This is a genomic window from Providencia sp. PROV129, assembly GCF_028482245.1.
GTDB lineage: Bacteria > Pseudomonadota > Gammaproteobacteria > Enterobacterales > Enterobacteriaceae > Providencia > Providencia vermicola.
The window spans coordinates 73,452-90,880 of the sequence record NZ_JAMPQD010000002.1; the positions used below are offsets into that span (position 1 = coordinate 73,452).

General features: G+C 40.4%; 12 protein-coding genes. 8 read left to right on the plus strand and 4 right to left on the minus strand.

Annotation, left to right across the window (positions count from 1 at the left end; all coding sequences use genetic code 11):
- Window positions 1-10 precede the first annotated feature (10 nt).
- Entirely contained in the window at window positions 11-2,377 is a 2,367-nt protein-coding gene (locus PSF27_RS01225; RefSeq protein ID WP_272680725.1) for a hypothetical protein, read from the plus strand.
- Between the two features lie 171 nt (window positions 2,378-2,548).
- On the opposite strand, the gene PSF27_RS01230 is transcribed toward PSF27_RS01225, so the two are convergent.
- The 4 genes from PSF27_RS01230 to ybfF form a co-directional block, all read right to left on the minus strand.
- Window positions 2,549-4,480 carry a type I secretion system permease/ATPase gene (locus PSF27_RS01230; RefSeq protein ID WP_272680726.1) on the minus strand — a complete coding sequence of 644 codons (1,932 nt, stop codon included), beginning with the start codon at window positions 4,478-4,480 and terminating at the stop codon, window positions 2,549-2,551.
- Window positions 4,481-4,483: 3 nt separating this feature from the next.
- Window positions 4,484-5,812, minus strand: coding sequence for an HlyD family type I secretion periplasmic adaptor subunit (locus PSF27_RS01235; protein ID WP_272680727.1), 1,329 nt, complete (start codon window positions 5,810-5,812; stop codon window positions 4,484-4,486).
- 14 nt (window positions 5,813-5,826) lie between these two features.
- A complete protein-coding gene (locus tag PSF27_RS01240) occupies window positions 5,827-7,914 on the minus strand; it encodes a peptidase domain-containing ABC transporter (RefSeq protein ID WP_272680728.1) in 2,088 nt (695 codons plus the stop codon).
- 214 nt (window positions 7,915-8,128) lie between these two features.
- The gene (ybfF, locus tag PSF27_RS01245; RefSeq protein ID WP_272538761.1) at window positions 8,129-8,905 is read right to left on the minus strand and encodes an esterase; all 777 of its coding nucleotides are present in this window, start codon (window positions 8,903-8,905) and stop codon (window positions 8,129-8,131) included.
- Window positions 8,906-9,226: 321 nt separating this feature from the next.
- On the opposite strand from ybfF, the gene seqA reads away from it, so the two are divergent.
- The 7 genes from seqA (at window position 9,227) to ihfB (ending at window position 17,284) form a co-directional block, all read left to right on the plus strand.
- Entirely contained in the window at window positions 9,227-9,772 is a 546-nt protein-coding gene (seqA, locus tag PSF27_RS01250; RefSeq protein ID WP_206086637.1) for a replication initiation negative regulator SeqA, read from the plus strand.
- 55 nt (window positions 9,773-9,827) lie between these two features.
- Window positions 9,828-11,462: a phosphoglucomutase (alpha-D-glucose-1,6-bisphosphate-dependent) gene (gene pgm, locus PSF27_RS01255; protein WP_206086638.1), complete on the plus strand. Its 1,635-nt coding sequence runs from the start codon at window positions 9,828-9,830 to the stop codon at window positions 11,460-11,462.
- Between the two features lie 268 nt (window positions 11,463-11,730).
- Window positions 11,731-12,822 (plus strand): 3-phosphoserine/phosphohydroxythreonine transaminase, encoded by a 1,092-nt coding sequence (serC, locus tag PSF27_RS01260; RefSeq protein ID WP_272680729.1) that lies wholly within the window; start codon window positions 11,731-11,733, stop codon window positions 12,820-12,822.
- A 120-nt stretch (window positions 12,823-12,942) separates the two neighbouring features.
- On the plus strand, window positions 12,943-14,217 hold the full coding sequence (gene aroA, locus PSF27_RS01265; protein WP_206086640.1) for a 3-phosphoshikimate 1-carboxyvinyltransferase: 1,275 nt from the start codon (window positions 12,943-12,945) through the stop codon (window positions 14,215-14,217).
- Between the two features lie 191 nt (window positions 14,218-14,408).
- On the plus strand, window positions 14,409-15,092 hold the full coding sequence (cmk, locus tag PSF27_RS01270) for a (d)CMP kinase (RefSeq protein WP_047756742.1): 684 nt from the start codon (window positions 14,409-14,411) through the stop codon (window positions 15,090-15,092).
- A gap of 174 nt (window positions 15,093-15,266) precedes the next feature.
- Window positions 15,267-16,940, plus strand: coding sequence for a 30S ribosomal protein S1 (gene rpsA, locus PSF27_RS01275; RefSeq protein ID WP_004909559.1), 1,674 nt, complete (start codon window positions 15,267-15,269; stop codon window positions 16,938-16,940).
- A gap of 56 nt (window positions 16,941-16,996) precedes the next feature.
- Window positions 16,997-17,284 (plus strand): integration host factor subunit beta, encoded by a 288-nt coding sequence (gene ihfB, locus PSF27_RS01280; RefSeq protein WP_006813582.1) that lies wholly within the window; start codon window positions 16,997-16,999, stop codon window positions 17,282-17,284.
- Window positions 17,285-17,429: the final 145 nt, after the last annotated feature.

Sequence of the window (17,429 nt, forward strand, 5' to 3'; positions counted from 1 at the left end):
AAAAATAAGCATGAGAGAAATTAAGCCAACATTAAAAGATGTACCAAGTAGTGATATCAATGATTTATTTTTTAATTCTGGGAAAGTGGATGAGTTCGTAACATCACTTCAGCATTCATACACTGATAGATTTGGTAAGTGTCACAGAACAGTGGAAGGGATGAATTGGGTCGTGGACCAGCTGATTGAGCAATTTAAAATTGATGTCAATCAGGCGATTTTAGCCGCTGGATATGCTCCTGTTGGATCATTCCAAGAAGGGGCTGAAGTTAGAAAATACAATGAAACAGTGTTATGGAAATTACCAGATGGGGATGGGGAATATTATCGTTGGGATGGCGACTTACCTAAGCAAGTTCCAGCAGGTTCAACTCCGCAATCAACAGGTGGTATAAAATCAACTGATAACCCTGATGGACTGTGGGTTAGCGTTGGCGATGCAAGTTTGCGAGGGGAATTGAGGAGTGTATCTATATCTCACATTCCAGCAATTGCAGCTCAATTAGATCTTAACTATAAAAAAGGAAAGATATGGGAGAGCGGACTAACTTCCAGCTCTGATAACTGGTTTGTATTCGACAATGATGGCACACCAGAAGTGTGGGATGGGATTGGAGCGCTAGGGAATGCACCAGCTCACCCATTTCAGCGGATAGCAACAAAACCGCCTGTAATTAGAAAGCCAGTTGTTACTAAACTAGACATGCCTCAGCCAAAAGTTTGTTTCATTGATTTTCGTGCATCCAGTCAAATGAAATATATGGAGCTAGCATTCAGGGTCGGTGATGTAGCGGAGGATATTAGTGTTGTATTGAAAGGTTTTTCATCATCCAAAGCGATAGAAATCAGTGAAAATCCTTCTGGTGTTGGTGTTGTATTTGTTGCTCAAGATGATAAATCAGGAACTAATCCAACTTATTTAAAAAGTTCGGTGACTACATCAATATCTAATGGTGAACTAACAGTAACTCTTGCTAAATCATCAGTCCCTGTGGGTAGATACTGCCGATTTTCTCTGCGCTGCGTTGATGCTGATGTGAGCTTTGATAAAGCCTATATGTACTTAGGGTCGAAAGTCGTCGCGCATTCAGCGTTATCTTGGATGGGGACAGCAACATATCGCGAGTTCGTCGACTCTGATAGTAATTTTTCTGTTAAGTATCAAGTATCAGGAAGTAGTACTGTTGAACGAGATTCGTTACTGACTATATCGATGCGAGGCGGTAATAGCTTCTTATCAGAGATAATGTCGCTAAGTAAAGCCTATGCGTATTACTCATCAGCTAAAGCGGTCATTAATAGATTTATGTTTGTCGATGGTGGGACTTACTATGAGCCTTTACGTCAAAGACAGTGGATAATCCGAGGCGACTGTGACATTTGGGCTCCGAACGGAGCTGCAATACTTGGCGGCGTTGAAATGAAAACGGGGTCATGGGTACAGGTAGAAAATTCGAACAGGTCAACGTATTACTGTTTGTATGATGTTTCAACAAACCCAGACAGCGCAATCAGAAATGGGACTAAGCAGCCATTTGTCTATGTTGAGATGCAGCCACGGTCAATTGAAAGTGCTTTTACTCGTGAGTTGAAAAACGTATCAAGTATTGATGCTGTTAAGGGTACTGATTTTTCATACTATTTCGACCATGAAAGTGGAAGGTTATATTTCAGTTGGAATAAAGCAAATCAGAATGCTTATGTGTATGTCTGTGAATCAGACTCCGTGCTTTATAGTGAGGGTTCTTTCAACGTCAACATATGGGGAGTAAACGCAAAAGCCGCTAAAGTGAATGACTTTGATTTTAGATCTGCGACTTATAGTAGTTCAGAATTCGGTGGCCCTATTGCAAAATTGTACGACTGTAATGCAAGCGTCGCAGTTGTTGGAAATGGATTTAGTATGAATAACTACGATTGTGTCTTGTATAACTGCAACGGAAAATCAGTGGGCAATGACGGCGCTGGATTTCATAATGCGGGAGTTAGTTGGATTATTGGAGGTAACTATTCGAATAACTCTGATGACGGTATTTCACATCATGAAAATTGCGTCGGGTATGTCATTGGCTCTCATTTGAAATACAATGGTGCTGGCAACTCTACACCAGCCTTCGGAGCAAAAGTATACCATTGGGATGTAGTAAGTAGGAAAGCGACAGTGACAAAAACTAAACCTTACGCTGGAACCCTTGCGTGCATATCAGGACAAGGATTTAATAAAACAGAAGCTTATTATTTTACTTGCGATACTGATAGTGGTTATTTTGCAGAGTCTCAGCAATCAGGGACTACAGCGACATTATATGCAATTTCAAGAGCAGGGAGTAATGTTGATATTAAATCCACTGAATCAACCAATGTAATTAAATATTAATTTTAGATGAGCTCACACCCTGTGGAAATTTTCTGCGGGGTTGTGAGGAGAGGAAATCACTGTGACGAGCTGTGCCGAAATTGTGACACAAAAATGAGATGAATCGATAAAAATAGGCAAAAATAAGCAAATCGCAAAAATGCTGGCTGGCTTGTAGTGCGGCTTTGCTAGCTATAAATCGTTAATCAATATTTGCACATCCCGTGACTCATAATCGAGAGCCGAAGTGGCTTCATCAAGAATTAAAATATCTGGTTCAGTCAGCAAAGCGCGGGCCAAGGCAATTCGTTGGCGCTGCCCCCCAGAAAGGTTCAACCCTTTTTCTGCTAAGGCTGAATTGAAGTTATCTGGTAAAGACATAATGAAATCATAGGCACCCGCGAGTTTTGCCGCTTGGATCACTTTTTCATCTGATGCTTGGGGGGCACTTAAGCGAATGTTATCAGCAATACTTCCAACAAATAGTGTACTTTCTTGTAAAACCACACTCATTTTTCGGCGCAGTGATACTGTATCTGCGACAGCTAAATCCATTCCATCTACAATAACTTGACCATGCTGTGGTACATAAAGCCGCTGTAAGAGCTTAGTTAACGTACTTTTCCCTGAGCCTGAAGGGCCAGTAATACCAATAAACTCGCCTGCTTTAACCGACAACGAGAGATTATTGAGAACCTCAGGCGTATCGGCCTGATAACGAAATCGAATATTTTGAAACTCGATTTGCCCCTGAATAGCGGAAGAACTTGAAATACCTTTTCGTTCATTTTCTACTGGTTTATCAAGAATATCACCGACACGACGAAGGGAGACTATAGTATGTTGAAAATCCTGCCAAACTTGTGCAAATCGAAGAACAGGCTGAGTCACATGTGCACTTAGCATATTAAATGCCACTAATTCACCAGGGGTTATTCCTCCGTTTAAAACCTCTTTAACACCGACCCACAATAGGATTGCGGTGGTGATTTTACTCACTAGGGTCATCAGTTGTGTTGCAATTTCACTGCGCATAGAGACTTTGAAGTTTTGTTGTAATTGCTTACTGAATATTTTTTCCCAACGGTTATTAAAATATTTCTCTGTCGCAGTGGTTTTAATAGTTTCAATCCCCGTAATACTTTCGGTGAGAAATGTCAGCCCATTTTCATCCGCTTGGTAGGATTTTTCAGTTTGTTGGCGGATCATGGGGCCTAAAGCCATCCATAAAATAAAAAATACCCCCATTGAACCCAGTAAAATCCAAGACATCACACTGCTATAGGAAAATAAGACGGCGATAAATAAGATCACAAAGATAAAATCAATAAACAGCATTAACGTAGAGCCAGTTAAAAACTGCCTGATATGTGCGAGTTCACGGATCCGCGCAATAATTTTCCCCGTTGGACGTAGTTTAAAATAATTGAGTGGCAGTGCCATTAAATGGCGATAAATTTTCCCAGATAGTTCAGCGCTAATCTGGCTACTGGTATGGCTGAAAATTTTATTGCGAATAAAGCCGTACAGAGGTTCAGCAATGGCAATCGCAAAGATAGCTAACGCAATGATATGCAGATTAGAGAGGCTTCGCCCCACCAAAACCTTATCAATCAAGTTTTGAAATAATAAAGGACTCACTAATGCAAAGAGTTGAATTACTGCAGAAAGAATAAAAATATTCCGTAATTTAGCCGTCTGCCGCATGATAGAGGGAATGAACCAGCTAAAGCCGAATGCTTTTTTTTGTTCAGGTTCCAATTGCTCTTTGAATAACAAAATGTCGAGTTCAGTATGCTGCTCAACCCCAGCGTCTAAAATTGCGTGCTGCTGATTACCTACAGGGTCAATTAGGATAAGCTCTTTTTCTCGATGTAACACTTGCCAAGTTCCCTTTATATAAGCAAGTGCGGGGAGGGGAATATGTTCGAGTTTTGAATACGGCAAAGCAACCAGTTCTGTTTCATACCCTAACATATGGGCACATTCCCGCATCTCCCAATCTGTTGGGGAGGTGTTTTGCATTCCAATCGCATGCCTAAGTTGATCAGCAGAGACATTTTTATGGTAATAATTTGCCATCCAAACTAAAGCATCTAAGCCATGGTTATTGATTTGTTCCATTGATTATTTTTCTCTCATCGCGTTAGAGGTATATTCATTAATAGGGCTAAGTAGGTAATCAATAATTCGGCGTTTATTCGTTTTTATTTCAGCTACGATGGAAAGCCCAGGCGTGAGTTCGATGTTTTCACCGTCAACGAATAGTTCTTTTTTGTTAAGCCCTATTTGGCCGAGAAAAACTAACCCAAGGTTTTCGTCTTGGGTGCTATCGCGTGAAACAGAGATAAGTTCACCTTCAATGGTGCCATAACGGGTGTAAGGGAAGGCGTCAATTTTGACATCGGCTTTCAAACCTTCGTGAATAAAGCCAATATCTTTATTTAAGATTTTTATTTCGGCGAGTTGGACATGGCTATTTGGCACGATCACCATGAGTTGTTGAGCGGGTTGAAGTACGGCGCCAAGGGTATAAGTGGCAAGTTGTTGAACGGTACCATCAACAGGCGCTCGAATAACTTCTAATTGGTTCCTTTCTTGGTTTTTCAATAACTCTTGTTGGAGTGAAACTTGTTTAAACACCGCTTGTTTGTATTTATCATCCCATCCTTGTTTTTTTTGCGCCTTGATTCTGTCTTGCCTTTCGACTAATGCATGGTGCTGAGCGAGTAGTGTAGACAGCTCAGATTGCTTAGTGATTTTTTCTTTTTTTGCAATTAAGAGCTCCCGCTCTTGTTCTAAAAACTCTTTTTGGCTAATCAACTGTTTTTGAGTCAATGAATGGTGTGCATCAAGGCGTTTTTTAATATTACTTATCAATGCATTAATTGAATTCAACTCATTTCTTCTAGCTTGTTGATTAACAACATTAAGCTGCATTTCATTGCTAATTTCATTAATGAGTGACTCAAATTCAGCTTGTTGAGTTTGATAACTTGCCAACGCACTTTTTTGCTCGGTGCCTGTTAATTGATTAAACGGCGGTAATTTAGCAATGGGTTGTTGGGACAACAAAGCTTGATGAATTAAAGCCTCTGCCACGTGAAAACTATGTTGATAGTTTAGGCTCAGAATATCTTGATCAACACCGAGTACATTAACGGTTAATAATGGATCGCCTTGTTTGACACTCTGACCATCCTCGACATGAATATGCTGTAGGCGACTTAATTCAAATGCTTGAATTAATTGTGTACGGCCAGAAACAATCAATTTTCCCTGTGCGGTGGCTTGAATATCTAACTTGCCAAAATATGACCAAGCTACGGCAATAAAAATACCAAAGCTAATGCTTATCGCGACATACATGGCTAAATATGAAGGTGGTGTTTTTAAAATAGCCAAGTGCGAAGGTAAAAAACTGTTATAACGGTTTCGTTCTAATCGATGTTTCATGTTGCGTCCATGCCTTATTTTAGAGACTGTTGTAGTGTCCATAGGTGCTTATAAAAATTACCTTGCTCGATAAGCTGCTGGTGGCTACCTTGCTCAATAATTTTTCCATCTTGCATCACAATGATCCGCTGGTGGTGGCGGATGGTTGATAAACGGTGAGCGATGGTAATCACGGTTCTCCCCTTGGCTATTACATGCATATTTTCTTGAATAACCGCTTGGGACTCATCATCTAAAGCACTAGTTGCTTCATCAAAAATAATGACTTTAGGGTTTGCCAGTAAGGTGCGAGCAATTGCGATACGCTGTCTTTGCCCTCCAGAAAGCGAAGTTCCACCTTCTGCGAGCACCGTGTCATAGCCCATTGGTAATTTAAGAATAAAATCATGAGCGCCAGCCATTTTGGCGGCATAAATTACCTCATCCATTGACGCGTTAGGGGCTGTTTGAGCAATGTTATGAAAAACTGATTGGCTAAATAGATAATTTTCTTGTAATACAATGCCGATTTGTTGTCTGAGTGAATTTAAATTGATAGTGGATAAAGGCATATTATCAACATATACGGCGCCGCTTTCCGGTGTATAAAGCCGTAATAGTAGGCGAGCAAGGGTACTTTTCCCTGAGCCTGATGTACCGACAATCCCGATGGTTTCCCCTGCTTTAATATTTAAATTAAAGTTTTTAAGGATATAAGGCATGTTGGGTTGGTAACGAAATGAGATATCTTTAAGAACAATATTTCCTTTGATGGATGGGGTGTTTTCTTTATTATTTTGTTCGATAGGTAAGTTTATGATTTGTGATAATTTTTCTATGGCAACATTGGTACGGATATAGTCTCCCCATAATTTAACCAGTTTGACCAGCGGCTGATTGGCGTGACTCACCATCATATGAAAAGCGATAAACTGACCGATTGTCATTTGCAAGGCTAATACTTCAGAAGCGCCAACCCATAACACAATGGCACTCGTGACCTTCTCAATGACCATGACTAAATGTTCAGAACGAGAACTAATTTGGCCAGAAACAAAGTTAGTTTGGCTCATATCAGAGGTTTGGTGATCCCAACGGCGGATAAAATTAGGTTCAACTGATAAGCTTTTTGCTGTTTCAATACCATTAATGCTTTCTGTTAGGAAAGAGGTATTAATGGCAATATTGGCAAATTGTTGCTGGGCAGCGGATTCAATTTTAGGGGTTAACCACCAAGCTAATACCAGATAAAGAGGGATAGAACATAAAAATATTAATGTGAGTGTTGTAGAGATTAAATTCATCACATAAATAAAGACAAATAAAAATAAGACATCTACGCACAATGTGAAAAAACTACTGGTTAAAAACTCTCGTATTGTTTCTAATTCTTTGACTCGAGTAACAATAGCACCGATTTGTCGATTTTTGAAAAAGGGAATCGGGAGCCGTAATAAATGATTGACAAGTTTAAGACCAAGGGTCATATCAATACGATTTACAGTATGATGGTAAATATATTCACGCAGCCCCTTTAATATTACCTCGATAAATGCCGCAACGATTAAACCAAAAATTAAAACATCTAAAGTCATTAAGCTATTATGAATTAAAACTTTATCCATAATAACTTGCATTACAATAGGTGAGACTAACGCTAAAATTTGGAGAATAAATGAGAAAAATAAAACCCAAAGAATGATAGCTTTATATTTCATAAACTCAACTTGAAACCATGTTATATCAAATTGGCCTTGTTTCAGACTGACATGCAGCCAGTCTCCACTCCAATGTTGTTGTAGTTGTGTTATGTCCCAGATTTCAGGTGGGGAGTTACCAAACTTCTGAATAAGAACTTGTTCATTATTTTTATTAGCTAATAAAAATGCTTCACCCTGTTTATCATATAAAATAACAGGGCAAGTGAGCTTGGAAATATTTTTTGATTTTTGATGTTTTTTTTTGCAATTAATACAATGATTTTTTTTGATTAGTTTAACTTTTTCACTGTAGCTGATGGTTTTATGTATTAATTCCTCAAGTTTATTGGTGTTGGTTTGCCCTGATAATTTGGCAATGATATTAATAAAGTATAGAGTTGATTGTTCATGAATACTTTTCATTATTTGAATTGATCATTCCTTTGAATATATAAAACAAAGCTAAACTATGGCCATAGTTTGTATTTAATTTAATAAGATAATACAGGCTTTAATATTACCTGTGTATTGAAGTTTGTCTTATTCTTTTATTCAAAGTTAAATTATTATGGTGAATGACTAAGATAAAGATATTGAAATATAGTGCTACTTTTCAATATCTTTATAAAGAAAGGAATTAATGAGGGATAGATAAAAAACGGTGGATAGCTCTTAATACATGGTCGGGTTTTTCTGCGTGCACCCAGTGCCCTGTATCTGCAACAACCCATGCCTTTGCGTTTGGGAATTGCTTTGCAATCTCATCTTTATACTCTGCCTGTACATAAGGTGAATTACCGCCGGGGATCAATAAGACTGGTTTATCCCATGTTGGCACGGTTTCCCACCCAATAATTTTTTCATAATTCGCTTTAAGTGCAGGAATATTAAACTTCCATTCCCCTTGTTTAAAGGATTTAAGTAAAAACTGGATAACACCTTCCTCGTTTATTTCGTCTCGCATAATAGCAGCGGCATCTTGGCGATTTTTTGCTTGCTCAGTGGTCACTGCATCTAGTGCTGCAAAAATTTTATCGTGACGGCGCACTTTGTATGCAACTGGAGCAATATCAATGGCGACAATTTTTTCAATAAAATCAGGGGCAATTTCAGTTGCTGCCATAGCAATTTTACCACCCATAGAGTGACCGATTAAAATCGCACTTTCATAACCTAATGATTTGATAAGAGTAATAACATCTTGTGCCATTTGTTGGTAAGACATCTGCTCAGCACGAAAAGAATCGCCATGGTTGCGAACATCAATTTGAACAGTATCGAAATAGTGTTGAAGGTCGCGACCAAGTACACCCAAATTATTGAGGTCGCCAAATAATCCATGAATAAGAACGACAGGGCTATTGCTCAGTGGATTTTCGGGTTTATGAATAGTATGGTTGAGTAACAGAGTCATATTTTTCTTATCAAAAATTAGGGAAGTGAGACACTTATCATGTCATGGCTATAAAGAAAATCCAAATATTCGAATAAGCATCTTAAATATTAAGGTCATTGGCTAGGTCAATAGAATAGCAGGCGTAAGAAGTTAAATTCAGAAAATTGAATATGACTACGGATTAAAAAGACCTAAAGCGATAGAACGATAACACACTGAAATATCATCAAACTTAGCAGAATGTTTACTTTAAGTTATTGAAATTTTAATTGTTTTGTTTTTTTTAAAACTGTCTTATAATCACACCGCAAATTTTAGTTAAATAAGTACTGGGAAAAAATGAAAACGATAGAAGTTGATGAAGAGCTTTACCGCTATATTGCGAGCCATACACAGCATATCGGTGAAAGTGCATCGGATATCTTGCGCCGTATGTTAAATTTCAAATCCGGGCAGCCAGTACCAGTTAAAGAGATTAGTCAGGCACAACCGGTGGTTAAGGTCGAACCCGCAGCGAGTACACCTGTGGTGGCACAAAATCCAGTTAGAGTCGTTCGAGAATTATTATTGTCTGATGCTTATGCTGAAAAAAGCAAAGCTATCGACCGCTTTATGTTGATTTTATCAACACTGTACAGTTTAGATGCAAAACGTTTTGCCAGCGCAACTGAGCTCATGCATGGTCGTACTCGTGTTTATTTTGCGGGTGATGAGCAAACATTGCTTGCTGCAGGTAAACAATCTAAACCTCGTCATATCCCAGGTACGCCTTACTGGGTGATAACGAATACAAACACGAATCGCAAACGCAGTATGGTTGATGCCATCATGCAGGAAATGCAATTTCCAGCCAATGTGATTGAAAAAGTGAGTAATACAATTTAATAACTGAATTTCACTGATGTTGATAACCAAGCATCAGTGCTTTGGGAGAAAACAAGTGACAATACATGAACGTGCAGGGCAGCTTCCGTTTCAAAGTGACTTGATCAATGTCGCTCAATTAACCGCTCAATATTATACGCAGCAGCCTCAGCCAGGAAATGCTTCACACGCTGTTAAATTTGGTACTTCTGGCCATCGCGGTAGTTCGTTACGCAAGAATTTCAATGAAAATCACATATTAGCAATTGCGCAGGCTATTGCAGATTTACGTAAACAACAAGGTGTTACGGGGCCTTGTTATGTTGGTAAAGATACACATGCATTGTCTGAAGCGGCGTTCATTACAGTGGTTGAGGTACTAGCAGCGAATCAAGTTCATGTGATTGTTCAGGAGAATAACGGCTTTACGCCAACACCTGCGGTCTCTCATGCAATTTTAAGTTATAACCAGTCTCATACTGATATAGCGGATGGCATTGTCATCACGCCATCTCACAATCCACCAGAAGATGGTGGGATCAAATACAATCCAGCTAATGGTGGCCCAGCTGATACTGATTTAACATCAGTCATTGAAAAACATGCCAACCAATTATTGGTAGATAACCTCGTTGGTGTTAAACGTTTAAATTTTGATGTTGCAATGGCAAGTGAATACGTTACAGCACAAGATTTGATCATGCCTTATGTGGTTGCGCTTGGTGAAGTTGTTGATATGGCGGCAATTGCGAAATCAGGGCTGAAAATAGGTGTTGACCCATTAGGCGGCTCAGGCATTGAATATTGGAAAAAAATTGCAGAATATTATCAACTAGATATCGAGATTGTTAATGACCAATTAGATCAAACCTTTCGTTTTATGCCTCTTGACCATGATGGTGTTATCCGTATGGATTGCTCATCTAGTTGGGCAATGGCGGGCTTATTAGGGATGAAAGAGAAGTTTGATTTAGCATTTGCTAATGATCCCGATTATGACAGACACGGCATTGTGACACCAGATGGTCTAATGAACCCTAATCATTATCTTGCCGTTGCGATTGACTATTTATTTCAACATCGCCCGCAATGGGGGAAAGAGGTCGCTGTTGGCAAAACACTGGTTTCCAGTGCGATGATTGACCGCGTTGTTAACGACATTGGTCGTGAACTGGTTGAAGTGCCTGTCGGGTTTAAATGGTTTGTTGATGGCTTATTTAGTGGGAAACTGGGTTTTGGTGGTGAAGAAAGCGCGGGTGCATCATTCCTTAAATTCGATGGTACGCCTTGGTCAACAGATAAAGACGGTATTATCCTGTGCTTGTTAGCAGCTGAAATCACAGCGGTTACAGGCGAAAACCCGCAGCAGCGTTATAATAAATTGGCCAAGAAATTCGGAGCCCCAATTTATAATCGCATTCAGGCCAAAGCCACACACGAAGAAAAAGCTAAGCTGAGTAAATTATCTCCAGAAATGGTTGCAGCTGATATGTTAGCAGGGGATAAAATTACCCAGCGCTTAACGACGGCTCCAGGTAATGGCGCATCCATTGGTGGGTTAAAAATTATGACGGATTATGGCTGGTTTGCCGCAAGGCCTTCAGGAACAGAAGAAGCTTACAAAATTTATTGTGAAAGTTTCCGTGGTGAAGAGCACCTTCGCCTCATTGAAAAGGAAGCAATCGAAATTGTGAGTAAAGTGATCAGTTAATCAATCCCTTCGTTTGAATATCCCGCATTGTTACTTTCGGTAGCAGTTCGGGATATTATCTGTTTTTTATCGTTAATCTCTTCATAAAATTAGGGTTGTTGAGAGTGTGACGAGATTAACAAAATTCTTTTCTTTATTCTGCCCCAAATTCCCCTATAACTTTTCATTATCGCGCGACAATAACCGTTGCAGCTAAAGGCTCACAATGGTACAACTTTAAGCATCTGTGTGAATTTTGCTAACGATAATTGAAGATAGGGTGAGGTCAATGAGTCAGGTTTATAATTTCAGTGCAGGTCCAGCAATGCTACCTGTCGAAGTGATGCGTCGTGCTGAACAAGAATTTTGTAATTGGAAAGGCTTAGGTGTTTCGGTAATGGAAGTCAGCCATCGTGGAAAAGACTTTATTGAAGTGGCGTCCGAAGCAGAACAAAACTTACGTGACTTATTAAATATTCCAGATAACTATAAAGTACTATTCTGTCATGGTGGAGCCCGCGCTCATTTTGCTACTTTGCCAATGAATTTATTAGGGAGCAAAACAACTGCAGATTATATTGTTAGTGGTTATTGGTCAGAATCAGCAGCGAAAGAAGCTGAAAAATACTGCAAGCCGAACGTCATCAACATTACAGAAGAAAAAGATGGCGTTGCAAGCTTAAAACCTATGAGCGAGTGGCCTTTAAGTGATGATGCGGCCTATGTACATTATTGTCCTAATGAAACGATTGGTGGCTTAGCAATCCATGAAGAACCTGATTTCCCCGAAGATAAAATTATCGTTGCGGATTACTCATCTTCCATCCTTTCTAAACCTATCGACGTTAGTCGATATGGCGTGATTTACGCAGGCGCTCAAAAAAATATTGGGCCTGCGGGGCTAACTATTGTCATTATTCGTGAAGATTTATTAGGTAAAGCATCACCGCAAACGCCGTCAGTATTTGATTACACAGTATTAGCAAAGCACGATTCGATGTTTAATACCCCACCAACATTTGCGTGGTATTTAGCGGGTATGGTTTTCAAATGGCTGAAAGCGCAAGGCGGTTTGCAAGAAATGGCAAAACGCAATTATGAAAAATCACAGTTACTCTATAATGCGATTGATGATAGCCAGTTTTATATCAACCGCGTTGCGGTAGAAAACCGTTCTTGGATGAACATACCATTCCAAATGCAAAACCCTGCGTTAGATGCCAAATTTATCGAAGAGGCAAAAGACCAGGGGCTACTTTCACTAAAAGGCCATAAAGTGGCTGGTGGTATGCGTGCGTCTATCTATAATGCGATGCCATTAGATGGTGTGCAGGCATTGGTTGATTTTATGGCTGATTTCGAACGCCATCACGCTCAATAATGAGATTTACCGACTGAAATAGGATGTTCAGTCGGTTATTTGTGCCCTCACGATTCGATTAAAAAGAAAATAGGGTCAAATTTTATTTACTTGCCAACTTCACTGGAGAAACTGCTTTTTATGCAATCCCTGACATTACAACCTATCTCTTCAATTAACGGCACCATCAACTTGCCAGGGTCAAAAAGTGTCTCAAATCGTGCACTGTTATTAGCTGCCATGGCCAAAGGAACGACCACACTCACTAACTTATTAGACAGTGATGATATTCGCCATATGCTGAATGCATTAAGCTTGCTAGGTGTGAATTATCAACTTTCTGAAGATAAAACACGTTGTCGAGTGGAAGGTTTGGGGGGGAATTTATCTCACCCTGATGTGCTAGAAATATTTTTAGGAAATGCGGGAACAGCAATGCGCCCACTAACCGCTGCTTTGTCATTGAGTCACAATGACATTGTGCTCACAGGCGAACCTCGTATGAAAGAGCGTCCAATTGGTCACTTAGTGGATTCGCTAAGAGAAGGTGGTGCTGTCATTGAATATTTAGAGCAAGAAAATTATCCCCCAATTCGCCTGAAAGGTGGTTTTGTCGGTGGGAAAATTTCGGTTGATGGCTCAGTATCAAGCCAGTTTTTAACTGCGTTATTAATGGCAGCCCCTCGATCTGAGCAAGACACGACCATTTCAATTATTGGAGAATTAGTCTCTAAGCCGTATATTGATATAACATTAGCGTTGATGAAAACCTTTGGTGTTGAAGTCGAAAATAATCAATACCAGAACTTTATCATTAAAGGCCAGCAGCAATATCAATCACCAGGTGAATATTTGGTCGAAGGTGATGCATCTTCTGCTTCTTATTTCTTAGCGGCAGCGGCGATTAAAGGCGGCACTGTACGGGTCACAGGTATTGGCCGTAACAGTTTGCAAGGTGACACTAAATTTGCAAACGTGCTTGAAAAAATGGGTGCAACCATTCGCTGGGGGGATGATTTTGTTGAATGTGAACGTGGAACATTAACAGGGATTGACATGGACATGAATGCTATCCCTGATGCCGCAATGACAATTGGTACTGTTGCATTATTTGCCGAAGGTGAAACGGTTATTCGCAATATTTATAATTGGCGTGTAAAAGAAACTGACCGGTTATATGCGATGGCAACTGAGCTACGTAAAGTGGGTGCAGAAGTAGAAGAAGGGCACGATTATATTCGAGTGATACCGCCGAAAAAATTACAGCATGCTGAAATTGAAACGTATAATGACCATCGTATTGCGATGTGCTTTTCTTTAGTTGCACTCTCAGATACAGCAGTAACTATCTTAGATCCAGGTTGTACAGCAAAAACTTTCCCCGACTATTTTGAACAGTTAGCTCGATTAAGTTAATCACCCGATGAAAAGGGTTGATAGCAAAGTCTAAATATCAACCTTTTTCATTCCGCATAGAAATCAACTTTCTCTTAATTTATTGCAATCATCAGAACCTGCTTATTTCACAAAATTGATGAATTGGTATAATACCTTCACTGAATTCAATTGTAGGTAGCCGAGGCTATTTGCAGGAAAGGAGATTTTTTATGGTGGCAATCGCCCCTGTAATCACGGTTGATGGACCTAGCGGAGCAGGTAAAGGCACCCTTTGCCAAGCATTGGCAAATGATTTTGGATGGCAACTTTTAGACTCAGGTGCAATTTACCGTGTACTGGCATTGGCTGCACTGCATCATCATGTTGATATCCAATCAGAAGATGCATTAGTGCCTTTGGCTGCAAATTTAGATGTTCGTTTTGTTCCTGAAGAAAATGTATTAAAAGTGATCTTAGAAGGGGAAGACGTTTCTAATCAGATCAGAACAGAAACTGTTGGTAATACAGCCTCACAAACCGCGACATTTCCTCGTGTTAGAGAAGCATTATTAAGACGTCAGCGCGCATTTCGCACGATGCCAGGTTTAATTGCAGATGGTCGTGACATGGGAACTGTTGTGTTTCCTGACGCACCAGTGAAAATTTTCCTTGACGCCTCAGCGGAAGAACGCGCACATCGGCGCATGAAGCAGTTGCAAGAAAAGGGCTTTGATGTTAATTTTGAACGTCTTTTAAGCGAAATAGAGGAGCGTGATTTTCGTGATCGTAACCGTTCCGTTGCGCCTCTTGTTGCCGCGAAAGACGCATTAGTGCTGGATTCCACAAGTATGTCTATTGAGGAAGTTATTGAAAAAGCACGCACCTACGCAAAAAAAATTCTACAATTATCGTGATAATAGGCTTTATTTTAGCTTATAATTAGATAATATACGCACTTACCGCTATGTTGGTTATTTTATTAGCATAGCATTAACCTTACGACATGGAACGTTGTCGGGTATGTGAAACAACCCCATTTGGCGGGAAGCTAAGTGGACGTTAATTAAAAACTCTTGAAGATCATTAATATGACTGAATCTTTTGCTCAACTCTTTGAAGAATCCCTGCAGAATATTGAAACTCGTCCTGGTTCTATCGTCCGTGGTACTGTTGTTGCCATCGACAAAGACGTAGTCCTGGTTGACGCAGGTCTTAAATCAGAATCTGCTATCCCAGTAGAACAGTTCAAAAATGCTCAGGGTGAGCTAGAAATCCAAGTTGGCGACGAAATCGATGTGGCTCTGGATGCAGTAGAAGATGGTTTCGGTGAAACTATCCTGTCTCGTGAGAAAGCGAAACGTCATGAAGCATGGCTGATGCTGGAAAAAGCTTACGAAGAAGCTGAAACTGTAACTGGTGTTATCAACGGTAAAGTTAAAGGTGGTTTCACTGTTGAACTGAACGGCATTCGTGCGTTCTTACCAGGTTCACTGGTAGATGTACGCCCAGTTCGTGATACTACTCACTTGGAAGGCAAAGAGCTTGAGTTCAAAGTAATCAAGCTGGATCAGAAACGCAACAACGTTGTTGTTTCTCGTCGTGCTGTAATTGAATCTGAAAGCAGCGCTGAGCGCGATCAACTGTTGGAAAACCTGCAAGAAGGCATGGAAGTTAAAGGTATCGTTAAGAACCTTACTGACTATGGTGCATTCGTTGATCTGGGCGGTGTTGACGGCCTGCTGCATATCACTGACATGGCTTGGAAACGTGTTAAACACCCAAGCGAAATCGTCAACGTTGGTGATGAAATCAATGTTAAAGTTCTGAAATTCGACCGTGAGCGCACTCGTGTTTCTCTGGGTCTGAAACAACTGGGCGAAGATCCTTGGGTCGCAATCGCTAAACGTTACCCAGAAGGTACTAAACTGACTGGTCGCGTTACTAACCTAACTGACTACGGTTGCTTCGTTGAAATCGAAGAAGGCGTTGAAGGTCTGGTTCACGTTTCAGAAATGGATTGGACTAATAAAAACATCCACCCATCTAAAGTTGTTAACGTTGGTGATGTTGTTGAAGTTATGGTTCTGGATATCGATGAAGAACGTCGTCGTATCTCACTGGGCCTGAAACAATGCAAATCTAACCCATGGCAGCAATTTGCAGAAACTCACAACAAAGGCGACCGCGTTGAAGGTAAAATCAAGTCTATTACTGACTTCGGTATCTTCATCGGACTGGACGGCGGCATCGATGGCCTGGTTCACCTGTCTGACATCTCCTGGAACGTTGCAGGCGAAGAAGCAGTTCGTGAATACAAAAAAGGTGACGAAATCGCAGCTGTTGTTCTGCAAGTCGACGCAGAGCGTGAGCGTATTTCTTTAGGTGTTAAACAGTTAGCTGAAGATCCATTCAATAACTACTTAGCAGCAACTAAGAAAGGTGCAATCGTAACTGGTAAAGTTATCGCGGTTGATGCTAAAGGTGCAACTGTTGAGCTGACTCTGGGCGTTGAAGGTTACCTGCGTGCATCAGAAGCTTCACGTGACCGTGTTGAAGATGCAACTCTGGTTCTGAACGTTGGTGATGATGTTGAAGCTAAATACACTGGTGTTGATCGTAAAAACCGTGTAATCAACCTGTCTGTTCGCGCTAAAGACGAAGCTGATGAGAAAGACGCTGTTGCAGCTGTGAACAAGCAAGAAGATACAGCATTCGGCAACAACGCTATGGCTGAAGCTTTCAAAGCAGCTAAAGGCGAATAATTAAGTGGGGGCAACGGTAATGTTGCCCCTTTGTAGCGGTAGTTTAGGGAGGTACTATGACCAAGTCTGAGTTAATTGAAAGACTGGCTAGCCAGCAATCTCATCTTTCAGCAAAAACCGTTGAGGAAGCTGTAAAGGAAATTCTTGAGCATATGGCTGATACGTTAGCTAGCGGTGAGCGTATTGAAGTCCGTGGTTTCGGCAGTTTTTCTCTTCACTACCGTGCACCACGAGTTGGCCGTAACCCAAAAACAGGTGACAAAGTGGAACTGGAAGGTAAATATGTTCCCCACTTCAAGCCAGGTAAAGAGTTGCGTGATCGTGTAAATATTTACGGTCAATAATAGACTGTAAATCTTAATTATTACATCAAACAGCGCTTGTGTTTAACATGGCGCTGTTTTTTTATATCCTGACCAACACCAACACCAACACCAACACCAACACCAACACCAACACCAACACCAACACCAACACCAACACCAACAC